This window comes from Flavobacterium commune (assembly GCF_001857965.1).
Classification (GTDB): Bacteria; Bacteroidota; Bacteroidia; order Flavobacteriales; family Flavobacteriaceae; genus Flavobacterium; species Flavobacterium commune.
The window spans coordinates 919,121-945,785 of record NZ_CP017774.1; the positions used below are offsets into that span (position 1 = coordinate 919,121).

Annotated in this window: 21 protein-coding genes; 2 read left to right on the forward strand and 19 right to left on the reverse strand. The window is 32.2% G+C overall.

Annotation, left to right across the window (positions count from 1 at the left end; translation table 11 throughout):
- Positions 1-31: 31 nt before the first annotated feature.
- From BIW12_RS03970 to BIW12_RS03980, 3 genes are read right to left on the reverse strand one after another with little or no spacing between them, the layout of a single operon-like run.
- Positions 32-580, reverse strand: coding sequence for an ExbD/TolR family protein (locus BIW12_RS03970; RefSeq protein ID WP_071183907.1), 549 nt, complete (start codon positions 578-580; stop codon positions 32-34).
- 19 nt (positions 581-599) lie between these two features.
- Complete coding sequence (locus BIW12_RS03975) at positions 600-1,238, reverse strand: ExbD/TolR family protein (protein WP_071183908.1); 639 nt, start codon at positions 1,236-1,238, stop codon at positions 600-602.
- 45 nt (positions 1,239-1,283) lie between these two features.
- Positions 1,284-2,102 carry a MotA/TolQ/ExbB proton channel family protein gene (locus BIW12_RS03980; RefSeq protein ID WP_071183909.1) on the reverse strand — a complete coding sequence of 273 codons (819 nt, stop codon included), beginning with the start codon at positions 2,100-2,102 and terminating at the stop codon, positions 1,284-1,286.
- Between the two features lie 380 nt (positions 2,103-2,482).
- Here BIW12_RS03980 and BIW12_RS03985 point away from each other — a divergent pair, with 380 nt between their 5' ends.
- Positions 2,483-4,009 (forward strand): helicase HerA-like domain-containing protein, encoded by a 1,527-nt coding sequence (locus BIW12_RS03985; RefSeq protein ID WP_071183910.1) that lies wholly within the window; start codon positions 2,483-2,485, stop codon positions 4,007-4,009.
- Between the two features lie 93 nt (positions 4,010-4,102).
- Here the strand turns inward: BIW12_RS03985 and BIW12_RS03990 are convergent, their stop codons facing one another.
- Positions 4,103-5,446 (reverse strand): FAD-dependent oxidoreductase, encoded by a 1,344-nt coding sequence (locus BIW12_RS03990; protein ID WP_071183911.1) that lies wholly within the window; start codon positions 5,444-5,446, stop codon positions 4,103-4,105.
- A gap of 226 nt (positions 5,447-5,672) precedes the next feature.
- On the opposite strand from BIW12_RS03990, the gene BIW12_RS04000 reads away from it, so the two are divergent.
- Complete coding sequence (locus tag BIW12_RS04000; protein WP_071183913.1) at positions 5,673-7,490, forward strand: hypothetical protein; 1,818 nt, start codon at positions 5,673-5,675, stop codon at positions 7,488-7,490.
- Positions 7,491-7,558: 68 nt separating this feature from the next.
- On the opposite strand, the gene BIW12_RS04005 is transcribed toward BIW12_RS04000, so the two are convergent.
- The 15 genes from BIW12_RS04005 to rsgA form a co-directional block, all read right to left on the reverse strand.
- Positions 7,559-8,761 (reverse strand): IS256 family transposase, encoded by a 1,203-nt coding sequence (locus tag BIW12_RS04005; protein ID WP_071183305.1) that lies wholly within the window; start codon positions 8,759-8,761, stop codon positions 7,559-7,561.
- A gap of 231 nt (positions 8,762-8,992) precedes the next feature.
- The gene (kynU, locus tag BIW12_RS04010) at positions 8,993-10,270 is read right to left on the reverse strand and encodes a kynureninase (RefSeq protein WP_071183914.1); all 1,278 of its coding nucleotides are present in this window, start codon (positions 10,268-10,270) and stop codon (positions 8,993-8,995) included.
- A 223-nt stretch (positions 10,271-10,493) separates the two neighbouring features.
- Positions 10,494-11,543: a tRNA preQ1(34) S-adenosylmethionine ribosyltransferase-isomerase QueA gene (gene queA, locus BIW12_RS04015; RefSeq protein WP_071183915.1), complete on the reverse strand. Its 1,050-nt coding sequence runs from the start codon at positions 11,541-11,543 to the stop codon at positions 10,494-10,496.
- Between the two features lie 174 nt (positions 11,544-11,717).
- Complete coding sequence (gene aroA, locus BIW12_RS04020; RefSeq protein WP_071183916.1) at positions 11,718-12,947, reverse strand: 3-phosphoshikimate 1-carboxyvinyltransferase; 1,230 nt, start codon at positions 12,945-12,947, stop codon at positions 11,718-11,720.
- Positions 12,948-13,060: 113 nt separating this feature from the next.
- On the reverse strand, positions 13,061-13,387 hold the full coding sequence (locus tag BIW12_RS04025) for a nucleotide pyrophosphohydrolase (RefSeq protein WP_035661076.1): 327 nt from the start codon (positions 13,385-13,387) through the stop codon (positions 13,061-13,063).
- A 2-nt stretch (positions 13,388-13,389) separates the two neighbouring features.
- Entirely contained in the window at positions 13,390-15,390 is a 2,001-nt protein-coding gene (locus tag BIW12_RS04030; RefSeq protein ID WP_071183917.1) for a DUF3857 domain-containing protein, read from the reverse strand.
- Between the two features lie 7 nt (positions 15,391-15,397).
- The gene (locus BIW12_RS04035) at positions 15,398-17,416 is read right to left on the reverse strand and encodes a DUF3857 domain-containing protein (RefSeq protein ID WP_071183918.1); all 2,019 of its coding nucleotides are present in this window, start codon (positions 17,414-17,416) and stop codon (positions 15,398-15,400) included.
- Positions 17,417-17,421: 5 nt separating this feature from the next.
- Positions 17,422-19,332, reverse strand: a complete 1,911-nt coding sequence (locus tag BIW12_RS04040) for a DUF3857 domain-containing protein (RefSeq protein WP_071183919.1) — start codon at positions 19,330-19,332, stop codon at positions 17,422-17,424.
- Between the two features lie 347 nt (positions 19,333-19,679).
- Positions 19,680-21,173 carry a hybrid sensor histidine kinase/response regulator gene (locus BIW12_RS04045; RefSeq protein ID WP_071183920.1) on the reverse strand — a complete coding sequence of 498 codons (1,494 nt, stop codon included), beginning with the start codon at positions 21,171-21,173 and terminating at the stop codon, positions 19,680-19,682.
- 156 nt (positions 21,174-21,329) lie between these two features.
- Entirely contained in the window at positions 21,330-21,716 is a 387-nt protein-coding gene (locus BIW12_RS04050) for a DUF7793 family protein (protein ID WP_071183921.1), read from the reverse strand.
- An 85-nt stretch (positions 21,717-21,801) separates the two neighbouring features.
- Positions 21,802-22,188 (reverse strand): DUF7793 family protein, encoded by a 387-nt coding sequence (locus BIW12_RS04055; RefSeq protein WP_071183922.1) that lies wholly within the window; start codon positions 22,186-22,188, stop codon positions 21,802-21,804.
- 3 nt (positions 22,189-22,191) lie between these two features.
- Positions 22,192-22,527 carry a DUF7793 family protein gene (locus tag BIW12_RS04060; protein WP_449403954.1) on the reverse strand — a complete coding sequence of 112 codons (336 nt, stop codon included), beginning with the start codon at positions 22,525-22,527 and terminating at the stop codon, positions 22,192-22,194.
- A 58-nt stretch (positions 22,528-22,585) separates the two neighbouring features.
- On the reverse strand, positions 22,586-24,991 hold the full coding sequence (locus tag BIW12_RS04065; RefSeq protein WP_071183924.1) for an aminotransferase class I/II-fold pyridoxal phosphate-dependent enzyme: 2,406 nt from the start codon (positions 24,989-24,991) through the stop codon (positions 22,586-22,588).
- 201 nt (positions 24,992-25,192) lie between these two features.
- On the reverse strand, positions 25,193-25,645 hold the full coding sequence (gene dtd, locus BIW12_RS04070) for a D-aminoacyl-tRNA deacylase (RefSeq protein ID WP_071183925.1): 453 nt from the start codon (positions 25,643-25,645) through the stop codon (positions 25,193-25,195).
- On the reverse strand, positions 25,645-26,622 hold the full coding sequence (gene rsgA, locus BIW12_RS04075; RefSeq protein ID WP_071183926.1) for a ribosome small subunit-dependent GTPase A: 978 nt from the start codon (positions 26,620-26,622) through the stop codon (positions 25,645-25,647). Before rsgA ends, dtd begins: the two co-directional genes overlap by 1 nt.
- Between the last annotated feature and the right edge of the window lie 43 nt (positions 26,623-26,665).

Genomic DNA, 26,665 nt, shown 5'->3' on the forward strand with positions numbered 1-26,665 from the left:
TTATTAGGTTATTAAGAAAATAAGATGTCTCTTATTTCCCTTCTAACAATTTTTGTTCCTCAGGTAAAAAATCATTAACGATTGTATAGGTAGGAATCGAAGAAATAGCCATTTCATCTAAAATATCAACTACATTTTTATAGGTTGATTTTTTACCCGGTTTGATAATAACAATCATCCCTTGTTCAGGCTTTCCTTTTGCAGCTGTATAAGCAGCCACTTCTTTTTTCCTTTTCAATAATTCTTTTCGAATTCCATCTTTACCATAAGCAATATCCTTAGGAGCCATAGGAGTGTTGATGATCCCCATGTAATAATACATCTTGTCATTATCTCCCAACAACACAGTCATTGTTCGATTCTCATCAACTTTCATATCCTCAACTTTATTCTTCGGATCTTTATCTGGCAAGCCTAAACTCATTGCTTGAGGTTTTGACAACGAAGTAGTAAGCATAAAGAATGTAATAAGTAAGAACGCTAAATCCACCATGGCAGTTAAATCTACCTTCGAGTTTTGCTTTTTACTTCTTACCTTGCCGCCTTTATCACCACCACTGTCGGTATTTAATTCAGCCATTTTAGTATATTTTTTTTAATTAAAAATCTTTTCCTCTCAATCCTGTTACTAAACTAAAAGAATTGATATGCTGATCTTGCAAAATATCCATTACTTTTTTAATAACCGGATACTCCTCTTTAGCATCTCCTTTAATGGCAATTTGTAATTCTTGCTTGCTTCCAATAGAATTATTGTATTCATTATTTGCAATACGAGCATTATAAATCCACTCTTTTAATTGATTATCCAATGAATCCATTGGGATTCCAGGTTGATTCGCTTTTACACGATCAGAAGCCTTCATATCAATTATCTGCTTAAGACTTGTAATTGGCACACCAAAATCAGTCATCAAAGCAAATTTTTCTTTGTCTTCATCAGAAAAAGTCACTCCGAATTTATCTGACATCAACTCTAATGTTCTCTTACGAATATCTTTTCCTTTCAAATCAAAGAACACTTTATCCTTACCGTCAACATTACCAACTGTAATAGTAGCCAAATCAGAATCCGGCAATTTTACTTGTACAGTTGATGCAGGCGTATCAACAGGCATTGCCTCTGGCACTTTAGCTGTAGCTGTCAAAATAAAGAAGGTAAGCAAAAGGAACGCAACATCACACATGGCAGTCATATCTGTCGATGTTGACTTCTTTTTCATTTTTATTTTAGCCATTCTTTTTGTTTTTTATTTTGATATTATAAAATATATCAAAAATGATTATTGTTTCAAACTTCCTCTGAACTTTCTGTAAGTATTTACAATTGTTGTTCCTGCTTCGTCAATTGAATAAGTTAAATCATCAATTTTTGAAGTAAAGAAGTTGTAAGCAACAATAGCCAAGATAGATGTAGAGATACCTGTTGCAGTATTAATAAGTGCCTCAGAGATACCTGTTGCAAGTGCAGCCTGATCCGGAGTACCAGCAGAAGCTAACGCACCAAACGCTTTAATCATCCCCGATACAGTTCCTAATAAACCTCCAAGAGTTCCTAAAGATACTAAAGAAGAAATGATAGTCATGTTTTTCTCTAACATTGGCATTTCAAGAGAAGTAACCTCTTCGATTTCTTTATGGATAGTTTCAGAAGCTTCTTCACTGTTGAATCCTTCTTTCTTAACATCCTGATATTTTACTAATGCTGATTTAATTGCATTTGCAACTGAACCTTGTTGTTTATCACAAGCTGCAATAGCTTCTTCAATATGACCACCTTTGATACTAGATTGTACTTTTGTCATGAAAACATCTAAGTTTCCTTTTCCAGCAGCTTTAGTAATTACAAAGAATCTCTCAATAGAGAATACAATAACCATTAATAACATACCTAACAAAATAGGTACAATAAATCCTCCTTTATAAACTTGTCCTAAAGTATTAATTGGGTGACCTGTTTCTGGATTTCCACCCTCGAAGTTAGCAGGAGACCCCATGATGAATTTCCAAATTACAGCTCCTACCGCCACACATAATAAAATAATGATTCCTGAAATCATTCCTCCTCCTTTTGAACTGCTTTCTTTTTTAACGTTTGCCATTTTTTTTAAATTTTAATAGTTTTAAATAATTTTATTTGAGTTATAATTAACTTGTAGTCCCGCAAATTTATACGTTTCGTTCAAATAAAAAAATTTTTTTTCGTTATATTCAAATTAATCATTTGTAAATTGAACTTTAAAAAATATAATTATTGTTTTATTATCAATTTCGCCATTAAAATTCAAAGATTTTGACAAAATAATTTATTAATTTGTTACTTTACAAGGTAATATTTCAACATCTAATTCCAAAACAGAAAAAACATATTTTTTAAATATTTAACAAAAAAAAAGGCTTAAAATTACAGTAACCACTAAATAAACACAACTTAAAAACATTTACAACATAATTAGAAAATCTAAAAAACAATTCTATTTTCATGGATAAGAGCAAACTATTTAGCGAACAAATCAACCTTGGATACCAATCCAAAGGGCAAAGCATCATACTGGGCGGAGCAATTTTAGAAGGAGAAACCTTAGAAAATGCTCATGTAAAAATCCCTTTAAAAACATTAAACAGACACGGACTCATTGCCGGAGCAACCGGAACCGGTAAAACAAAGACGATTCAAGTTCTGTCTGAGCAATTATCATCTTTTGGAATTCCTGTGTTAATGATGGATATCAAGGGAGATTTTAGCGGTATTGCCAAAGAAGGAGAAGAGAAATCTTTCATCACCGAAAGACATACTAAAATCAATATCCCTTATCAAACCGGCAGTTTCCCCGTAGAGCTATTAAGTTTATCAGAACAAAGTGGCGTTCGCTTAAGAGCAACTGTATCTGAATTTGGTCCGGTCTTATTTTCGCGAATATTAGATTTAAACGACACTCAAGCCGGAGTAGTTGCCATTATATTCAAATATTGTGATGACAACAAAATGCCATTACTCGATTTAAAAGACTTTAAAAAAGTAATCAATTACATTACCGAAGAAGGCAAAGATGAAATTACCGAAAACTATGGCAAGATATCAACTTCGACCACAGGAATTATTCTGAGAAAAATTATTGAATTAGAACAACAGGGAGGCGAACTGTTTTTTGGAGAAATGTCTTTTGATATTGATGATTTAATGCGCATTGATGAAAACGGCAAAGGATACGTCAACATTCTTCGTTTAACCGACATTCAGGACAAACCGAAACTATTCTCGACTTTCATGTTGAGTTTATTAGCCGAAATCTACCAGCAAATGCCTGAAAAAGGAGATGCCGACCAACCGGAATTAATCATTTTTATTGATGAAGCGCATTTAATTTTCAAAGAAGCCAGCAAAGCACTTTTGGAACAAATAGAAACCATTGTAAAACTAATCCGTTCTAAAGGAATTGGAATTTATTTCATTACCCAAAACCCGATGGATGTTCCTAGCGGAATATTGGCTCAATTGGGTTTAAAAATTCAACATGCCTTGAGAGCTTTTACCGCTAATGACAGACAAGCCATAAAACAAACCGCAGATAATTACCCAAGCTCTGAATTCTATAACACCAGCGAACTGTTAACAAGTCTTGGAATTGGAGAAGCTCTGGTAACGGCATTGAGCGAAAAAGGAACTCCTACTCCATTAGCTGCTACGATGCTTCGGGCACCAATGAGCAGAATGGATATCCTGACCGAAAGTGAAATTCAGGAAATCAACAATAAATCGAAGTTGGTAAAAAAATACAGCGAAAACATTGATCGTGAAAGCGCCTACGAAATGCTGAACAAAAAAATTACCGCTATCGAAGACGAAAACGCTAAAAAAGAAGAAGAGCAAAACGAAACCAAACAAACCCAAACTTCTAACCAACCAAGCACTTCAGAAGTAGTTGGAAAATCGGTTTTAAAAGTACTTACCAGTGCTACTTTTATTCGTGGTGCTTTTGGAATTCTTTCTAAATTCTTAAAAAAATAAAACAATAGCAATATCAATGGCAATATCAAAAAATCAATCTCAAAAAATCAATCTCAAATTTGAAATTGCCATTGATATTAATTTTTAAAATTGTTATTGACACAACAATAATTCTAAAATTTTATTTTCTACTTCTGGAAAATTCCAAATATTCTCGATATTATCCATTTTCAAAACTTCTTCCATAATTGCATTTTGAAAATCACCAATTGCCAAAGCTTCCACATAAGGACGATCACTAAAAGTTACTCTACTATATAAAGGTATCCATTTATCAGGATGCTTTCCTGAAAACCATTTCTCAATTTTCTTTTGCAACAAAAATTTATCATCTGCGGTTTTAGAACTCATTTCCATAAAATTCCGATACGAAAGTTCTGCAATAGCATCGGCATTAGGTTTACGTGATTTTTGATATTCAGAAAAAATAGTTTCCCAATCTTCACCGTACTTTAAAATCATTTCATGAAGTATCGTTATATCTTCAAAACCGGCATTCATTCCCTGTCCATAAAAAGGCACAATCGCATGACAAGCATCGCCAATCAAAGCTACCTTATTACTATAAGTCCATGGAAAACATTTCATAGTTACCAAAGTACTAGTAGGATTTTTAAAATAATCTTCTGCCAAATCAGGAATTACCTCAACAGAATCAGGAAAATTCTTTTCAAAAAAAGCTTCCACTTCTTTTCTATCCTTTAATGAACCAAACGAATTTTCACCTTCAAAAGGCATAAATAAAGTACAGGTAAAACTACCATCAAGATTAGGCAAAGCAATTAACATATATTCGCCTCTTGGCCAAATATGGAATGAATTCTTATCTAATTTATGAGAATCATCCTTATTTGCCGGAATATTCAATTCTTTATATCCAATATTTAAGAACTCCTGTGAATAATTAAACATACTCTGACGTTGCATACGATGGCGAATTCTTGAAAAAGCACCATCGGCCCCAAAAACCATATCGTATTTCCTTTCTTCCCACTCGCCTCTTTCGGTTTCACCGATATGTATGGTAGCTTCAGCCAAAGTCACGTCCCAAACTTTATGCTCAAAGAAAAATTCGGCACCAGCTTCTTCGGCAAGATCAATCATTTTCCGATTCAAAGTCCCTCTGGAAATCGAATATATAGATTCTCCTTCCTGACCGTAATTTTGAAATTTAAGAGCATCTACCAAATGAATAGCGCGTTTATCCATTGGAATTGCAATTTGCCGCACAGCTTCGCCCACACCTACTCCATCTAAGGCCTTCCAACCACGAGTTGACATTGCTAAATTAATCGATCGCCCTGAAAATTGTATTTTTCTAATATCCGGGCTCCTATCATAAATATGAACAGTATGTCCTGCTTTTTTTAAATAAATAGCTAATAGTGAACCCACTAAACCGGAACCTACAATCGCTATTTTTTTAGGAGTTTGCATAATTATCCTGTAAAGATTTAAACAAAATTACTGATTTATTGTTTGAACCGGATTCAAAATTGCTGATTTGTTGCTTATCAAAATTCTGTAAATCACTGATTTTCAAAAACAACATTTTATTTATTTCAACAAAATAGTAGCTAACATCAAAGTACACATGATATTTATCAGTTTTTAAGCCAATGTATTTCACAAACTTTGCACAAATTATAATGAATGTATCAACATGACAGAAAATCCAAAACCATTACATAGCTTCCATATCCCGGTTATGGGATTAGCTTACACTATAGACAGTCCTATTCGTGTGGCTCAATATGGAATTTCTTCGGTGATTTCAATTGCCGATGACGAACTGATTGAGAAAATGAATGCTTTTTATCATCAAAAATTCAATCTTCCCTATCAGGAAATATCACAAAAAGTAGCTGATTACAGAGCTAAAAGAATCACTTCGTACTTAAATTTAGTTGACAAAATTGTTAAAGAAAAATTCGAGAATTTTAAAAACGAATTAGCCGAAAGCAAAGAAGCTTTAGAAAACTACATTGACCTTTTACCAAATAAATCTGAAATTAAAAAAGGTCTACAAAACTTAGTTGAAGAAGGATTTCATTGGAAAGAAAACATCAAAAATTATGTTGAAAAACATTTATCAGCCGGTGCAATTGATGTTAATATCATGACCAAATTAGACAAAGATAATTTTGACAAAAATGAACAGTTGCCTATTATCTATAATGACGCACACGCCGCATTAAGAGGTTTTGCAAATAGTACTGTGAACTCTTCGATTGTTCTTTCGGCTGGAATGAATCCGAGATTGTACAGTTATTTTGAAAACTTCGCCGACTTTTATCCTGACGAAAACAACCAGCTAAAAAAGAAAATCACCTTAAAAGTAAGCGACTTCCGATCGGCAATGATTCAGGGAAATTTTTTAGCTAAAAAAGGACTTTGGGTTTCTGAATATAGAATTGAATCAGGACTGAATTGTGGAGGACATGCCTTTGCAACCGACGGCCTTTTATTAGGACCTATCATGGAGGAATTCAAACAAAAGAAAGAACAACTTGTTCAATCGGCCCATGATTTAATGATAAAAGCATTAGAGCAAAAAGGAATGGCAATTCCTCAAACTCCTTTGGATTTAAAAATCACAGTTCAGGGTGGCGTAGGAACTTCGGAAGAGCATGAATTTCTATTGGAATATTACAATGTAGATTCTGTGGGCTGGGGTTCGCCTTTTTTATTAGTTCCCGAAGCTACTTCGGTAGATCAGGCAACCCGAAATTTATTGATCAATGCCAAGGAAGAAGATTTGTATTTAAGTCATATTTCGCCATTGGGAGTTCCTTTCAACACTTTGAGAGGAACTACTAACGAAAAATTAAAACAAAAACGAATTCAGGAAAACAAGGCTGGAAGTTCCTGCCCGAAAAAATTCCTGGCACTTAATAAAGATGCTGAAGGCAAAGGAATTTGTACCGCATCCAAAAAATATCAGGATGGAAAACTCGAGGAATTAGAAGAGAAAAGAAATACGATTTCAATTGAAAATTATGAAAAAGCCAAGCAACAAATTACCGAGAAATCTTGTCTTTGCGTAGGATTAGCCAATGCTTCTTATTTAGAAAACAACATTAAAATAAAAGGACAAGACCAAGGCGTAGTGATTTGTCCCGGACCTAATATTGCGTATTTTGATCAGGAAGTTTCTCTAGCAAAAATGATTCAGCATATTTATGGAAATGCAACGGTTCTCAGAGATACAACCCGACCGAATTTATTTGTAAAAGAACTAAAAATGTATATTGATTATTTAAAAAATGATATCCAGTCCATTACTGAAGAAATCAATACTGCTAAAACCAAAAAATTAGAATCGTTTAAAAGCAATCTTTTGGAAGGAATTGAATATTATCAAAATTTATTTTCGACCATTCCTAATTTTGAAACTATAAAAAATGAAGTTTTAAATCGGCTTAATAGTTATAAAAACGAATTATTTAACATTGAAATTCCAAAATTAGAAGTAGCTTAAACTAAAAAATAGCCACGAATTGACACTATCCCAAAAAGTGTGTAAGTTGAAAAGTTAAGGCTTCGTTTTTATAATCGGAGCCTTTTTTCAAATATAAGGGTAAATTGGTTTAAAACAATTCCCCAATTTTGAATAGGCATTGACCATTTTTTGGTCGCTTCTCTTAAAGCCAAAAATACCGATTTTAATACAGCATCATCTGTTGGGAACGACATTTTATTTTTAGTGTATTTTCTAATTTTTCCGTTTAAGTTCTCGATTAAATTTGTTGTATAAATGATTTTTCTAATTTCAATTGGAAAATCAAAAAATACGGTCAATTCATCCCAGTTATCTCGCCAGGATTTAATTGCATAAGAATATTTGGATTCCCATTTGTCTGCAAAATCGTTTAAAGCCAACTCTGCTGCTTGTTTTGTTGGAGCGTTATAAATATGTTTCATATCGGCAGTAAATTGTTTTCGATCCTTCCAAACGACATATTTACAAGCATTTCTAATTTGATGAACCACGCAGATTTGTGTTTGAGATTCAGGGAAAACACTTCGGATTGTTTGAGTAAATCCATTTAAATTATCGGTAGCTGTAATAAGTATATCTTCAACGCCACGGGCTTTTAAATCAGTCAAAACACTCATCCAAAAGCTACTGCTTTCATTCTTACCAAGCCACATTCCTAAAACATCTTTTTTACCATCTCTGTTAAGCCCTACAGCTAAATAAATAGTTTTATTGATAACTTTCGAACCTTCTCTAACCTTAAAAACAATACCATCCATCCAAACAATTAAATAAAGCTCTTCTAGTGGCCTGTTTTGCCAAGTAACTACTTCATTTGTAATTGTGTTGGTAATACGTGATATAGTCGAAGAAGACACTTCAAAATCATATACCTCCTTGATCTGTTCTTCAATATTACTAACACTCATGCCTTTAGCATAAAGTGAGATGATGACATTTTCAATACCTTGGGCTATATTTTCTCTTTTAGGAACAAGCAGGGGATTAAAGGAAGAATCTCTGTCACGAGGAACTTTGATTTCTTGTTGACCAAAAGAGGTCTTTATTTTTTTAGTTCCGTGTCCGTTGCGATAATTACCCTTAGTGGTTTTATCGTGTTTTTCATTGTCTAAATGAGCATCAAGTTCGGCTTCGAGCATATGTTCAACAGCTCGTTTGTGCATCGTTTGAAAGAATGAGGTTAAATCTTCTGCATTCTTGAAGGATTTATAGAAATCCTTGTTGTTTAATAAGTCGTCTTTGTCAATCATAATTATGTAAGGTTAAAAATAACAAAAAGTTATTTCCGAAAAATATTTTTGAGCTTTTTAAAGGAGCTCAAATATTTTTCAGAATAACTTTTCAACTTACACAGTTAGTGAGACACTACCCACGAATTTCACCTTCTTAACAATTACACAAATGCATAAACAACAATGAATTTGTGTAATATTTTATTTCATTATCATTTGTGATTATTTGTGAAATTCGTGGCTAAAAAATTATTTTTCTAAAATTCCTCTTTTTAAAATTTGTCCAAAATTGTACATATCTTCAAAAGAGCAATACAACGGAACCGGTGCCAGTCGGATAACATTGGGTTCTCTCCAATCCACAATCACACCGTTTTTCATTAAGTAATCAAATAAACTGCGACCTTCTCCATGCAAAAAAACAGATAACTGACAAGCTCTTTCCGAAGGATTGGAAGGCGTAATAATTTCGAAACTACTACTTACTTCTTTGTCAATTTCACGAAGAATAAATTCCAAATAAGCCGTAATTCGATCTCTTTTTTCTATCAATGTATCCATACCTATTTCGTCAAACATTTCTACCGAAGCCAGATAAGGAGCTAAAGACAAAACGGGTAAATTACTAATTTGCCAACCATCAGCACCTTGAATAGGATCAAAAGCAGGTTCCATTTTAAATCGGCGTTCTTTGTTATGTCCCCACCATCCTGCAAATCTTGGTAACTCCGGATTATTATGATGTTTTTCGTGCACAAAACAACCAGAAGCATTTCCCGGCCCGGAATTCATGTATTTATAACTGCACCAGGCAGCAAAATCCACATTCCAATCGTGCAGTTCCAATTTTATATTTCCTGCTGCATGAGCCAAATCCCAACCCACATAAGCTCCTGCTTTGTGTCCCGCAGCAGTAATAGTTTTCATATCAAAAACCTGACCTGTGTAATAATTCACTCCGCCTATTAAGACCAAAGCCAACTCATTGCCTACTTCTTTGATTTTTGCCAAAATATCTTCTGTTCGAATATTATGTTCGCCTTCACGTCTTTTGACCTCAACAATTACTTCTTCGGGTTTTAGACCGTGAAAATTGACCTGGCTTTGAAACATATATTGATCTGAAGGAAAGGCTTTTTCTTCGCAAATAATTTTGAACCTTGTTTTTGTAGGCCGGTAAAAAGAAACCATCAATAAATGAAGATTCACCGTAAGCGTATTCATGACAGTAACTTCAAGCGGTTTTGCCCCAACAATCTTACTCAATGGTTTTGCAAAACGCTCTTGGTAATCCCACCAAGGTTTTTCGGCATAAAAATGACCTTCAACAGCCAGATTAGCCCAGTCATTCATGATTTCATCAACATAAGCCTTAGCCCTCTTAGGCTGTAAGCCTAATGAATTTCCGGTAAAATAAACCACCTCTTTACCGTTCACTTTTGGAAAATGAAATTCGTCACGGTATTGATTTAAACTATCCTGAGAATCGAGCTGTTGGGCAAATTCTTTAGTGTTTTCGAAAATCATAAGCTAAATTTTGTTTAGTAAAAATAACTAAAAACCTCAATGTAGTTCTTTACCACTTAGATTTTATTTTTACCTTATGCCATTCAAAAAAACTACTGACAATCATTTTTATTTAAAAAAGGCTTCGACTAAACATCTTTTCTAACTGCTATTTCTAAACAAAGCATAAAAAAACTCGCCATTGCTGACGAGTTTTCTTAAGTGAATTAACCTTTGATGGTGATTAAAGAATTAACATTGCATCACCGTAAGAATAGAATTTATATTTTTCTTTGATAGCTTCATCATAAGCCTTCTTCATTAAATCGTGTCCACAAAAAGCTGAAATCATCATTAATAAAGTCGATTTTGGTGTATGGAAATTTGTAATCATACAATTAGCCACACTAAAATCATGTGGAGGAAAAATAAACTTATTAGTCCATCCTTCGTAAGGATTCAATGTATTTGCAGAAGAAACCGAACTTTCAATAGCACGCATAGAAGTAGTTCCTACAGCACAAACACGTTTTCTTTTTCCTTTAGCTTCATTAACAATATCGCAGGCTTCCTGAGTAATTTTTAATTCCTCAGAATCCATTTTATGTTTAGACAAATCTTCTACCTCAACAGGGTTAAAAGTACCTAAACCTACGTGAAGTGTAACTTCGGCAAAATTTACTCCTTTTATTTCCAATCGTTTCAATAAATGTTTAGAGAAGTGTAATCCTGCAGTTGGTGCTGCAACAGCTCCTTCTTCTTTAGCATAAATTGTTTGGTAACGCTCGGCATCTTCAGGAGTAACCTCTCTGTTGATGTATTTAGGAATTGGAGTTTCTCCAAGTTCAGTTAATTTATTTCTGAATTCTTCGTAAGAACCATCGTAAAGAAAACGCAAAGTTCTACCACGAGAAGTGGTGTTATCAATTACCTCAGCAACTAACGAATCGTCATCACCGAAATATAATTTATTTCCAATTCTGATTTTACGAGCCGGATCAACAAGTACGTCCCAAAGGCGTTGCTCAGCATTTAATTCTCTAAGCAAAAACACTTCGATTCTGGCTCCTGTTTTTTCCTTGTTACCGTATAAACGAGCAGGAAAAACTTTGGTATTATTCAAAATCATTACATCTCCATCGTCAAAATAATCGATAACATCTTTGAACATTTTATGTTCGATTGTTTGTTTTTTACGATCAATAACCATTAAGCGAGCTTCGTCTCTGTTTTCGGCTGGAAATTCAGCTAAAAGTTCTTTTGGTAAGTCAAAATTAAAATGTGATAATTTCATTCAAAAAAGTTATAAGTTTATGAGTTATAAGTCTTAAGTTTTGATTCTTAATATTATAATCGGTTGCAAATATACGATTGTGAAATAGGCGTTGTCAAGTGTTTTGCCGTTTAATTTAGAATTAAAACAACAAAACCTCAAAGAGTCAATGTTTTAAGGATGTGACTAAAACTTTTAACCTACTAAATCGGAGACTTTATAACCTAATTTTCCCATATCATCCCAAAAATCAGGATAAGATTTAGAAACTACATCGGCATTTTCGATAATAATTGGCACTTTTAATGCTAATGGAGCAAAAGCCATCGCCATTCGGTGGTCATTATACGTTCCGATTTTTACATTCGAATTAATTTCTGAACTAGCCACAAGAGTTAGGCTATCATTCGTAACAGAGATATTCGCCCCCAGTTTACTTAGTTCAATTCTTAAGGCTTCTAATCTGTCCGTTTCTTTAATTTTTAAAGTATGTAAACCTGTAAGATGACAACCAATTCCTAGACCAAGGCAAGTAACTACAATAGTTTGAGCAATATCAGGTGTGTTATTCAAATCGAAAGTTACATCCTGATAGTTGAATTTCTTAGTTTTAGTTAAGGTAATCGTATCTCCATTAAATTGGGTTTCAACACCCATTTCTTTATAAATAGAAACCAAAGCTGAATCTCCCTGCAAACTTGATTCTTTGTAACTAGTCAATGAAATACTAGCCTCATCAGACAAAGCCGCTAAACTGAAAAAGTAAGAAGCAGAACTCCAATCGGACTCTACGGTCATCACTTTAGATTCAACCTCTTGTTTTGGGTAAACCTTGATTACATTACCTTCAAAACTAGTTTTAATATCCAAATCATTCAGCAAAGCCAAAGTCATTTTGATATAAGGAATCGAAGTAATTTCTCCTTCCAATGTCAATTCGATACCGTTTTCTAATTTTGGTGCAACCAATAATAAAGCCGAAATATACTGGCTACTTACGTTAGCAGCCATAGTAACTTTAGAATTGGTGATTTTTTGTCCTTTAATTTTAATTGGCGGATATCCTTCTTCTTTCAAGAAAGAAATATCAGCTCCTAACTGACGTAATGCTTCTACTAAAATTTTAACCGGCCGTTCCTGCATACGGCTAGAACCGGTTAACACCACTTCGCGACCTTCTTTTACAGCAAAATAAGCAGTAAGAAAACGCATTGCTGTTCCTGCATGATGAATATCTACTACCTCTTCATTTCCGCTCAATGCCATTTGCATTACTTCGCTATCATCAGAATTAGAAGTATTAGCCAAAGTAATATTAGGAAATAACGCTTTTAGCAGCAACAATCTATTCGTTTCACTTTTAGATCCTGTAACTGCTATTTGGGCATTTAAGTTAGAATGTGTTGTTTGTAGTAGTAAATTCATTTTTTTAATTATTAGTTGTGAATTATTAGTTATTGCCTATGAGCTTTAACTTAAATAATTTGAGGGCGCAATTTACCACTCACAATTCACAATTCATAATCCACAACTGATAATTATTTTAATTTTTCGTTGTTTTTATGACGGTCTTTATCACGAACTGATTTTAAATCCATTTTTTTATCAAAAGCGGCTTGTAAATCGATTCCGGTTTGATTAGCCAAACATAAAACCACAAAAACCACATCGGCTAGTTCTTCACCTAAATCTTTGTTTTTATCACTCTCTTTCTCTGATTGCTCTCCATAACGACGTGCAATTATTCGAGCTACCTCACCTACTTCTTCAGTAAGCTGAGCCATATTTGTCAATTCATTAAAATAACGAACACCGTGTTCCTTTATCCAGGTATCTACGTCTAATTGAGCGTTTTTTAGATTCATTCTTATATTTTTTTAAGTACAATTTTTTCGTGCTGCTTTTCAATCATTTTTTGATAGAATTCTTTTAAACCATCATAAATATCTGCTGAAGCCATTCCTGTATTTATTTCTTTTGCAACTGAAATTTGGATATTATTACCACTTAGTAAACTATTCACAGAAAACACCAGCATTTTATCATCTGTTGCAATTCTCATCGCTTTAGGAATCGACTCTACCTGATAACCTTCGGGAATTTCAAAATTAAAATTATATTTCTCTTGTCTTGGGTATCCAAAATAAACAGGCATTTTCCTTTTTTCCTGAACAAAAGGATTCTTCTCCATTGTAAAAAACAATAGTGGATTTATAAACATCTTACCACCTATCATCTCGCAATGATTGTTGCTTGCAAAAGTAAATTTTTCAATAACAGCTTTTGATAAATCAGCACTCTTATTTTCAACCGTGTAGTCACTAATTTCAATTCCATTAAATTCATTTTCTTTTTTCTCCAAATAGTTTTCTTTTTTTACATCAGCTTCTCTTTCTCTAAAAATCAGTGCTTCATAATCCGTTTTTTGAACTAAATACTTACCCGAAATATTTCCATTATTAGCAACAACAACACTTAAATTATAAAGCTGTTTAGATGGTTTATTAGGCACTAAATTAATTTCCTCAGATGTTCCATCTTGCCTAACAAGCCTCCCATTCCAATTTAACACATTTAAAGGCAATATATTAGGAGCAGTATGTTTATTAACGGCATCTAACAAAATTCTTTCTCCATTAATTTCGACAGCAACAATAGTATAATTAAAAACGGTTCTATTGGGAAAAACAGGAATTCCATGTTCTCTGGTACTAACTAATACCGGATAAGCCGAAATCCCTGCCAAATTCAACATATTAATCAAGTTAAAATTGACTTCGGCAACATTTCCTGTTTGATCAAGATAAGCTTGTTTCACTCCTTTTTCGGTATAATAACCATATTCCCCATTCCAATTCATTTTACTTTGGATAAACTTAAAAATAACGTTCAATTTGTCTGAATCCGTTACCGTTTCTCCAAGATTGCTTATGATTTTTTTGAGGTCATTTAAAAGATACAACCGTTCCTGAAGCTCCTTACCAAAATTCTTATCATCATAAATAGTTTTGGCAACTCCATTCCAGGTTTGAGAATAATCTTTTACAGGCTGATTAGGATATCTTGTTGTTTCTAATTCATATTGCAATGAAGACTTATAATTATTGATATTATCAACATAACTTTCTTTAACCAGCTGAGGCACATTATCTGCCACAAACGTAGATTTTATTTGCTGATAAATGATAGAATTTGTTTGTCTGTATTCATTATCATAGTTTTTTGAAGTTTGTTCTAACTTCGAATCTGATTTAACATCAACATACCCGGTAAGCAGCTGTTTATAAATAAAATACTCCGGGATTTCACTACAATACTCCACATGATTTACCGGAACGGAATATTGAATTTGGAATACCGGAAATTTGGTTAAATTCTCTGATTTGATTGTGTATTTTAATTCAATAACCGAACCTACTTTTACGGCAGGCATTGTTACAGTAGCTTTTTTCCAATTTTCATTTACATTTTCTTTAAATGTCCCTTCACTATTTAATTTCGTTTTTACAATACTTCCATTCTCAATATTATAGGTAATTCCGTCAGAGAAACTAACGGTCTCATCGCTTATATTTTGATAACCTATATAATAAGGAACTTCAAAATTAGCCCAATCCAAACCTTCTTTTTTATAGATTTTAATTCTGATTTGGATTTCATGATTGGCTACAAAACCTTTCTTAAAATCATAATCAAAGTAAGTTCTCCCTTTTTTATACAAAATTGCCGCAGCAGCCGATGAATCTTTAGGATGTACTTTTTCTTTTAATTCTTCGATTGACACTTTTCCCAATCGAAATTCCTGTGCATTAGAATTAAAAGCAATCAAAAAAAGCATCAATATTGTTATTAAAAACCTATTTTTCATTTGGCTTTTATATTTTAGTTAGAATAATCTTCTCGTTCTGTTTTTCAATCATCTTTTGATAATATGATTTTAAAGCTACATAATCCTCCGAAAGAACTATAGATGAGTTAATTTGATTAGAAATTGAAATCTGAATTGAATTACCATTGGAACTAGTTAAATATCTAAAAACACCTAAATTCCCATTCATTGTTAATGTAATAGATTGAGGTAAATTCTCCACCTTGTATCCTTCGGGAATTTGAATATTTATTGCGTATTTATCCTGAAAAGGAAATCCATAATCTACTGGATACTCTCTATTTTCCTGCTTGAACGGATTTTGTTTTTTAGTGAAAAACAACATAGGATTGACATAGATTTTCCCTCCTATCAATTCGCTCAAATTATTCCCTACAAAAGAATAAGTTTCTATTACCGGTAAACTAAAATCTTTCTCATTTTGCAATGAATATTCATTTATTTCAATCTTATTGTTTGCATTTTCCAATTTCTCAAGATAAGTATCTTCTTTAACTCCTTTTATTTCTTCTCTAAAAAGCATAGCATTATGTGCTGTTTTCTGACATCTTAACTTTCCTAAAACTTCGCCTTTATCATTAATAGAATAATTCAAAGCATTTAGTTCTACTGAAGCTTTTTTAGGCATTAAATCTACTGAAGCAGAAGTCCCATCTTTACGCACTAACCTCCCTAACCAATTTAAAGCTCTAAAAGGCAAAACATTAGGCACTGAAAAAGGATCTGAGCCATCTAACAAAATCATATCATCTCCATTTTCAACTGCTGCAATAACGTAATTAAAAGCAGTTCTATTGGGAAAAAATGAAATTCCATTTGACCTTGTACTCACCAAAACCGGATTTGCATTTAAACCTGCGTAACGAAGCATTGCAGTAAGCATCAAATTGATTTCGGCAATATTTCCTGTTTTATCTTTATAGGCTTTTCTTACTCCATCATTACAGGAATAACCGTAGTAATCATTCCATTTTACAGCTGATTTTACAAATTTCAATATGGCATTAATTTTTTCATCCTGGGTATTTAATCCTGCAAGTACAACTTTCAAATCATCTTCAAAATATCCTGTTTTGTTTAATTCAGAACCAAAATCATCATACTCATATATTGTTTTTACTACAGCCTCCCAATTAGTTGAAAACATTTTAGGCATAGCATTAGGATACTTAGTCATCGATAATTCCTGTTCCAAACTCGTTGTATAATTTCTAACATTATTAACAAATGCCTCTTCTTTAATGGCTGGCATATTTTCGGCTAAATAAATTGTTCTTGTTTCTACATAAGAAATGTTATCCGTATTATGATTAGTAGTAACACGCCCCATAAAACCAACTATTCTTTCTTTTGAATCCATATTTATCACCTTATTTGCTTTTTCAACCGTTATTTTAGGTCTTATAAATCCTTTTACATTCGTATTAAAAACAAAATATTCCGGAACACAACTAATGTATTCTGAATAATTTACCGGAATATCAGACTGAAAATACCAATCCCTGGGATTTCCTATACTAGGCGAATACAAAGTATATTGATATTCAATAACAGCACCTTCTTTTACATTAGGCATTACTATTTTTTTTTGCCCCCAATACTTATTTACTTCTTCATCAAATTCTCCATCACTCTTTAATTTTGTTTTTTCTATCTTTCCATCAACTAAATTGTAAGTTGCCACTTCGGCAAACGAAACCCTTTCTCTTAAATTACTATCTAAGTAATAACGAACTTTTTTATTAGCCCATTCATAACCTTCTTTCTTATATATTTTAATTCTGGCTCTAACTACTAATTCTGTCTCAAAACCATTGCTCTGACTAAACACCATTTTATTTTCTGCTTTTTCAAAAAGCACTGCCGCAACAGCCGATGAGTCTTTAGGATGCACTTTTTGTTTTAATTCTTCAATCGAAACTTTTCCTAATCTAAAATCTTGCGCGTTAGAATTAAAATTTATAAAAGAAAATAAAACTGTTGCTATTAAAATTTTGCACTTCATTTGGTTTAAATTTTGGTTAAGATAATTTTAGCATTGTCATTTCTGGAAACCTGCTCCATGAAGAGACGGTATTGATCGTATTCGGTATTAGGATAAAACCCTTTATGGATAAATAAAGTTCTTTTATAAACTAAGTGAGTAGCATCTTTTTTTATAATTTCAGTCTTATATTCTCCAAACTTTGAACTCAATTCAAAATTAGACGGAAGAAATTCAATAGCATAATTCAAAGGCATTGCAACTTCAACCTCATCAACATCTACATACCCACGCTGAATTTCGAATGGATTTTTACGGTTTCTAATTCGCTTCACGGAACCCGTAAATTGATTGTAAGCATTGAGCGTAAAAATCATTTTTGCTCCCGAAACAGCAGCATAATTAACCGCATCTACAACCACATCCTCTACAAATACTATCTTTTCTTTATTATTAGAAAAATTAATTTTATTTAATTTAAGATTATTAATATTACTCCAATATTCCTTATAATGCGTTTCCTTATCGTTTGGCTGACTATGTTCTAAACTTGCTTTGTTACTGTATTGAGAACCTTCTGAAGCAATAATTATGTTTCCTGATAAATTTCCTTTTTCATCAATGGTATAAGTTCCTTTGCTATTTTGCAGATTAGCTTTATCCTCATAAATTTTAGTATGAACAATTTCTCCCCCAGTTGGTTTTATTACCAATACAGTTCTGTCATCAGTAAATTTACCCTGGTATCCAAAAGGATCATCCTGACTGGTACACTCTAACCACACATAATCATTCTCAACAGGAATTGCTAATATCATGTGATTCCCCTGTATAGAAACAAAATCCGAAACAATATCCTTTTTTTGAGTATCGCCATATAAAATTGTGTTGTAAGACGGTACTCCAACAATATCCAAAAGTGCTCTGGTGTAATTAGTCAATGCTTTACAATCACCATAACCTAATCGATCAACATCATCAGCTAACATTGGTTTCCATCCTCCTATACCTACTTGAATACTAACATATCTTGATTTTTTTTGAACATAATCATAAATCAACTTAGCTTTCTTAACAGGTTCTGTTTCATTTCCAACAAGAGTTTTTATTTTATTGACAGTTTCAGGAGATAATTGAGTGGTCCCTGTCAAAATTTCGTCATAATACCATTTACCAAATTCCTCCCAAGAGGTTGCCGTTCCATCTTCTCCTTCCAGATTAAAGTACTCTAACCCCATCATTAATCTTGGAAAAATAACAGCAGTAGCACAATAAGGTTCTTGTTTTTGAGCTAAAATTCCGGTGGCTTTATAACTCAGCTGTGTATTAGTATCAGTAGTTTTTTGAATATTAAAACCCGAGAAATTAAATTCTTTCTTTTTAAAACCAAGAATACTGGGATAAGTAACATTTAAAACACTCTCTTCCACTCCTACAAGATAATCCTGAACCGGAAACCAACTAGGTATAAAAGCCGTATTTGAGGTCTCTATTTCACTTTCGTAAATTACTGTAAAAGGATATTGTGTAGGCGTATAATCCAGGTAAATATACCTGTTGTCTGAAAAAAGAGTACTGCCACTTATGGCACTTACATCTTTAAATTCCTTTCTCCTTATTTTCTTGATTTCATTACCAAAGACATCAACAACTTTTACTTCAATAGCTTTTACTGAGCTTTTTTTGTCATAATTTTCATAAGCATCTATTGAAGACAAACCACTTTCATTAAAAACAGTGATTACTCTTTTAGTTTTAATATTCATACTTCTTTGCGAAGAAATAACAACATCTATTTGATTTAGTCGAATAACAGCATTCGCATTTTCTTTTAAACTATCAGCAATAAGTAATAGAGGATACTCGCTTTTTTGTGCCTGAAGTTGAAATGCAAAAAACATTGAGATTATTGCAAATTGTATTTTCTTGATTTTCATATAAATTTTGAGAATATAAATAATGATTAAATCGAGGGAAAGACACCTAAATAAAATGCTTTTATTTTTTCTTTCCCAACTATCGATTATCACCAAAAATAAAACAAATCATACAAAATACAATCAATTATTTTTATTTTATTTAACAAGAAATAACCACAGCAGAATTCCTCTCTAAAATACACTAAAAAAATTGTTGTTTATGCTAATTTTCAAAACAAACATTTAAAAATAAACAAATTAGCTTTAAAAACAACTTTGAAATAAATCTATGGAGTAGTAAAAAATATTTTGCAAAAAACTATACGCAGTTACGAAAAGTAAAAATAAATTGCAAATCAACCCAATTACTCATTCCCAATAAGCGCTACAATAACAGCATGCAATTCAGCCGAATCAAAAGGCTTGGAAATATATTGGTTAATCCCTACTGCTTTACAGGCATTAGTAACCGTACTGGTAACTACGGCAGAGAGGGCAACAATTGGGATGTTTTTTTTAGTATGGTTTTTTAAATTTCGGATTGCCGAAGCCGCTTCGTAACCATTCATAACCGGCATCATCAAATCCATTATGATGACATCAAAATCTTCTGCAATAACAGCATCAACGGCTAATTGCCCATTAGCAACTACTACACATTCCATGTTAAATTTTGACAACAGTTTTTGCACTAAAACCTGATTAATGCGATTGTCTTCGGCCAAAAGTATTCTGGTACTCCGGTCTTTAGTATTTGTTTTTTTATCAGACGGTTTTTTGTCTATAAAAGATTTAGACACCGAGAAATAATAATCATTTTTTGAAAAAGGAAGTGTTATAATAAATTTAGTTCCGTTAGCCGGCTGACTCTTTACCTGAATATCGCCTTTCATTAAATAAACAATCTTTCTGACAATGGTTAAACCAAGACCCGAATCAGCATCATCACTCAGCTGAACAAAAGGATTAAAAACTTCGGCTAATTTATCCTCGGCTATTCCCTTTCCGGAATCACTAATAACAAACTTTACCACATAAAAATCATCCTCCTCATCCTTAAACTTAATTTTTAATCTGATTTTCCCTTTTTCAGGCGTAAGCTTGATGGAATTATTGATTAAATTAAATAAAATTTGAGTAATTCTAACCGAATCGCCATTTAAAACCGTTGGTAACTCTTCATCGATGGATATTTTAAAATCTATTTGCTTTTGCTGGAACTTTGTCAAAAAAGTTTCCTGCACTACTCTGGTTAATTGACTTATTTGAAATGGTTTATTTGAAAAAACAGTCTGTTTTGCCTCCATTTTAGCTAAATCCAGAATATCATTGATAATTACTAACAAAATATCTCCCGACATCCTGATGTATTCTAATTGACTCTTCTCCTCTGAACCTAATACCGGACTATTTAATAATAAATCGGTAAATCCTAAAATCCCGTTAAGCGGAGTACGTATTTCGTGACTAATATTAGACAAAAATTGATCTCTTGACAATGTTAATTTTTCGGTACGCTCTTTTTCTTCAACCAATTTTTCATTTATAGTTTCTACTAATTTTTTAGAAACCATAGCTGCTTTTAGCTCTTCAATATAAGTATTGAACCCCATGCAAAATACATCCAGCTCATCATGCGCATCTGAAATGGGCAAATAATTGAAAAAATCTCCTGCAAAACAATTGGATATTTGCTCAACAATAACAGCAGTTCTTTTCTTTTTGGAATCAATTTTCTCAGCCAAAAACAACAATTCCTCATAAACATCATCTAAACTATCTCCATGAGTTAGTTGCTCCTGAAACTCATCTTGGTTTATGGAGCGCACCAGGGCTAATATTTTTTCCAGTTTAGACATCTAATTCTTTTACATTCAATATTGAATAGGATAACATTTTTTACATTAACGAAAAAGTAAAACTATTATTACGTATTTAAAAAATAAATATAAGAAATATCTTTTAAAAAACACAACCAACATTGTTAAATTAAAAAAAATATTACATTATATTATTTAACTCTGTTCTTTAACTTCTAATAACCAAGCTAATGCCTTCTCTTTATTTGTAAAAACTAAAAAGGGCATAATAGGTTTTTTTAATTTGATATAAGTGTTATAAATAAACTTTGTTATATGAGAATTCACTAATACCGCCACAGCATGTAAACAATTTTGACCATACTGATCAGCATAATCTCGAGCTTCTTTAGTAATGTTTTTCACATTGCTTAAATCATATAACCAATATTGATTTTTCCCTTCTGAAATTTCTTCTCTAAGCCTGACAACACCTTTCATCCTCTCAAGATCAACTTCTACTCCTTCACGGAATCTTGAAAACATTATCCCATTCTCTAACCAAAACTCTATATAATCATTTTTAACTGAACTATCTTTCATGATTTTCTACTTATTGAAACCAACTTATGTATTATTATTTATCTATAAAACGCTAAATATATAGTAATTTACACTTTATCCACTATTAGTGTTTCTCTTTCTTTTTTAATTCTTTCAACCAATTGACTGCATCATCTTTTTTAGTAAAACCCTTTAAAGGAACTGTACTATTCTTTAAGAGCATAAAAGTATTAAGAATATATTTGACAACATGGGAATTCAACACTACTGCACAGGCATAAAGATGATCTTGTCCATATTGATCAGCATAATCACGAGCCTCTTTATTATAGGATTTAATTCCGTTAAAATCATAACACCAATATTGCTTTTCACCAGCTGATATTTCAGTTCGCAGGTCAATTATTGATTTTAAAGTTTCGATAGTGCCTTCCGTTACTTTTTTAAATTGAGAATACAGGATTCCATCTTCTATCCAAAATTTAATAAAATCATTTTCGGCTTCTTTCATGTCTCATTTTTTTTCATTTTCTGACTTTATTTCCAACAACCATTTAACTGCTTTTTCTCTATCGGTAAATACCTGAAAAGGAAAACCAGGTGATTTTAATTTCACATACATATTATATATAAATTTTGTAACATGTGAATCAACCATCATTGCATTTGCATGAATAAAATCTTGACCATATTTTTCCGTATAATCTCTTGCTTCTTTATTGAGGGAAACTATTTTTGCACCATCCATACACCAATATTGATTCGTATTTTTCGAAATTTCATGCCTTAATTCTATTAATTTAGACATAATTTTTAAATCAATTTCAATAGGTTCTTTAAGTTCATTTATAACACTCCATTTTCAAACCAAAATCGCGCATATTCATTTTCTACCATTTCCATTTTTTTTACATATTTGAATAAGAATTAATAATCTCTGAATTGTATGTATCCTGAATTCTAATATAAGCAAAAGTTGGCATACTAACTGCAGCATACTTTTGTTTTTCATAATCAGATGTTATTCCTAAATATGTTTTTGATTTCCCTAAATCATTACCTCTTTTTACCATATAATACATCACTTGTTTGTACAAATGATGAGACTTAACATAATCATAATTCAAACCAACAACAAGAGGACAGGAATGATTTTTACCTACAAAATGCCATATACAACCAATCAATTCTTCAGAATCTTTAATACGGAATTCTATAAATTCCCAGTCTTCATATTGAGATAAAATTTTGGCTATTTTGTTAGGATATGAAAAGAAATTAAACGCATAATTTGCTTTTTTAATATTGGTAAACAATTGATAATGTTTTTCAGCTTCAGCATCTGTCAATGTTTTTTTAATCGAAATATCATATTGATCTTCATATTTAAAAACATAACGTTTTATATTGTTTATACTATTTTTAGAACTCAAAAATGACAACAACTCATCTTTTGTATTCCATTTTGGAAGCGAAACAATATTAGTATTAGGCATACTCACTCTTACATAACCTTCATTTTCAAATACTTGTTGAAATTTAAAATCGGATTGAAAATCTCTCAAAATAACTACTTTAGAATTAGTTTCATTTTTTATTTTTTCAACTTCAACAAAAAAACTGTTTAATGCCTGATTTACCAAAACGTGTTCTGCATCTATATACAAATGTGTCCCTTCGGTAAATAAACATCCCATTGCTAATGTTTGCGAACAAAGATAATAAGGATTATGTTTACGTTCTTCCTCTATCTGTCTGGACACATTAGTATGAGACAACATATCATCCTTATAAATAGCTCCTGTAAAAAAAGTAGCTAATACAACATTTCCATCTTTATCTTTAATGATTACATAATGAAAACTCCAGTTCTCTTCTACTTTATCATTATTTGAAAAAATTTCTTCAATACACTTCAAACCGTTATAAGAATAATTTCCTTTATCACTAAAAAAACGATCCCATAAACAAGGCTCTATTTCACTGATACTTTTATATTTCTCAACAAAAACATTCTTCTCCTCAATAATCTTTTCTATTAGTTTTCCTTTAAAAGGAATATTGAACACTTTATAAATTTTCTCTAAATCCTCATTTTCCTCTTCAACAGCTAAATGAAAATTTTTATTTATTGAAGAAACTAATTGATCAATATCTTTTTTAGTATTATGCCTAGTTAATGTAAAACGCAATCCTGTTTTATCATTGGGTACAACTGGATATGTTGCCGTATTTACATAAAAACCATCAGCCAGAACTTTCTGAATTAAATTATGTGTCACTTTTGCCGAACCTGTACCAATAAAATAAATAGGAGTTTCCTCTGAAGAAGTATTAGTCAAATTAAACTCCGCCAATTTAATATTTAAATACTTAATTAACTCTTTCAACTCATTTTGATACTCATCTATTTCATCCGAAAGTAAGATTTCTGCCGAACCAATAGCAGCCCCAACATTGGCAGGAGATAAAGGATGCGTATATGCCAAAACTCCTCCATATATGTTTATTTTCCGATACATTTCTTTATCATTAAAAATAGCAATACCACCTATACTCCCAAAACCTTTTGCTAAAGTACTAATCAAAACTACTCTTTCATTATACTTAAAACTCCCGAACACTGTACCACATCCTTTATTCCCAGTCCAGCCTACCCCGTGTGCGTCATCAAAATACAAATGTAATTTTGGATATTTTTCTAATAAATAAAGTAATTCTTTCTTATGCGGCAAATCCCCATACATTGAATAAACCCCATCAGCCATATACCAAATTTTATTGTATTGATTATAACCTCGTTTAATGAAATCCTCCAACATTTCCATATTATTATGCCGAATCATCTTTACCATAGTTCCTTGCAATTTTGCAAATTGAGAAGGATATTGAACACTATAATGCACTTGTTGATCCAGAATAATCAAATCATTTGATTCAACTATAGTCCCAATAATAGATTGATGAGCAACAGAAGTTGACGTATAAATAATAACAGGGCGATTATCAAAGATTCTACTAACTAAATTCTCTAATTCTTCAAGATAAGGTGCTTTTATAAAAGTTCTGGAAATTGAAAAATGCGACCCGTATTTATCCAATAATTCATGACTTTTAGCTAATATTTTGGGGTGTTTTTCTAATCCTAAATAACCACAGGTACCAAAATTCACTAATTCACGTCCTTTAATAGTAAATTTTTCGCCATTAAAACTTTGCTCTTCAGAATTAATATGCATAATTCCTTTTTCTTTAGCTGCAGTAAAAATATGATCGACTACATCATAAGTGTTAGTGTGTTTAATTTTTGCCAAACCATCAAATATTAAAATAATTAATAAATAATTTCGTATAAATATTTTTTTTCAGGTTACCAAATAGGCATACTGAAAAATTAACACAAAACTATTCGGGGCAAAATAGCATTGATTTACCGTGATTTACACATAAGGTGTACATAATCAAATATAACAAAAAAAGGATAACTCATGAAGGAGTTGAGCTTTAAACCAAGTTTATTCCCTGTTTTTACTATCGATCCATATAGTTACAGGACCATCATTAAGTAGGGCTACTTTCATATCAGCACCAAATTCACCGGTTTGAACTTTTTTACCAATTTCTGATTCTAATTTTCGAACAAAATTTTCATAAAGCGGAATCGCAATTTCAGGTTTGGACGCTTTTATATAAGAAGGTCTGTTTCCTTTTTTAGTGCCAGCATGAAGTGTAAATTGACTCACTACAATAATATCTCCATCAACATCTTGGACTGATAGATTCATCACATTGCTTTCATCACCAAAAATGCGAATTTTAGCAATTTTAGCAATTAACCAATCAATATCTTCTTGTGTATCGGCATCTTCAACACCAACAAGAACCAATAAACCTTTATTTATTTCAGCAACAATTTTATTATCTATAGTAACCGATGCCGACGAAACTCTTTGAATTACAACTCTCATTAACCTCTGGATTTATCACTATTCTTTCTGTCCTCGTCATAAATATCGGTACGGTAATGTTCGTCATCTCCTTCTAACAATTTAAGATAACTATTGTAACGCGACCACGAAATTTCTTCTTTCTCTAAAGCTTCTTTTATAGCACATTTAGGTTCTTCCTTATGAAGGCAATTATTAAACTTACATTTATCTTTCAACTTAAAGAACTCTGGAAAATATCCACTAATTTCTTCTTTTTCCATATCTACCACTCCAAAACCACGAATTCCGGGAGTATCAATAATTTTAGCTCCAAAAGAAAGATCAAACATTTCGGCAAAAGTAGTGGTATGCTGTCCTTGCGAATGAGATTCAGATATTTGTTTAGTCTTTAAATTCAAAGTAGGTTCTATAGCATTCACCAAAGTTGATTTTCCAACTCCCGAATGCCCCGAAAACATACTTACCTTATCTTTCATCAAATCAATCAGCTTATCCAGACCTTTACGCTCTTGTGCGGAAACACGCAAACATTGGTAACCGATATTTTCATAAGTATATTGCAGGAACAACTGCTCATCCAAGGCTGCTTCATCAAAAGTATCAATCTTATTAAACACTAAAATAGCTTCGATGCCATAAGCCTCAGCAGTCACCAAAAAACGATCAATAAAACTGGTGGTAGTTGGCGGATTATTAATCGTTACCAACAAGAAAACAATATCAATATTAGAAGCAATGATATGGGTTTGTTTGGAAAGATTAACCGATTTTCTGACAATATAATTTTTCCTGTCCTGAATAGTATTAATCACACCTGTTATCTGGGCATTTGATTCTTCTAATTCAAAATCAACACGGTCGCCTACAGCGATAGGATTAGTACTTTTAATACCTTTCATCCTAAACTTTCCTTTTATTCTACACTCTACAAAATTCCCTTCATCGGATTTTACCGTGTACCAGCTTCCTGTTGATTTATAAACGATTCCTGTCATTTTCAGATTTTAGATATCAGATTCCAGATTTTAAATTAATCTA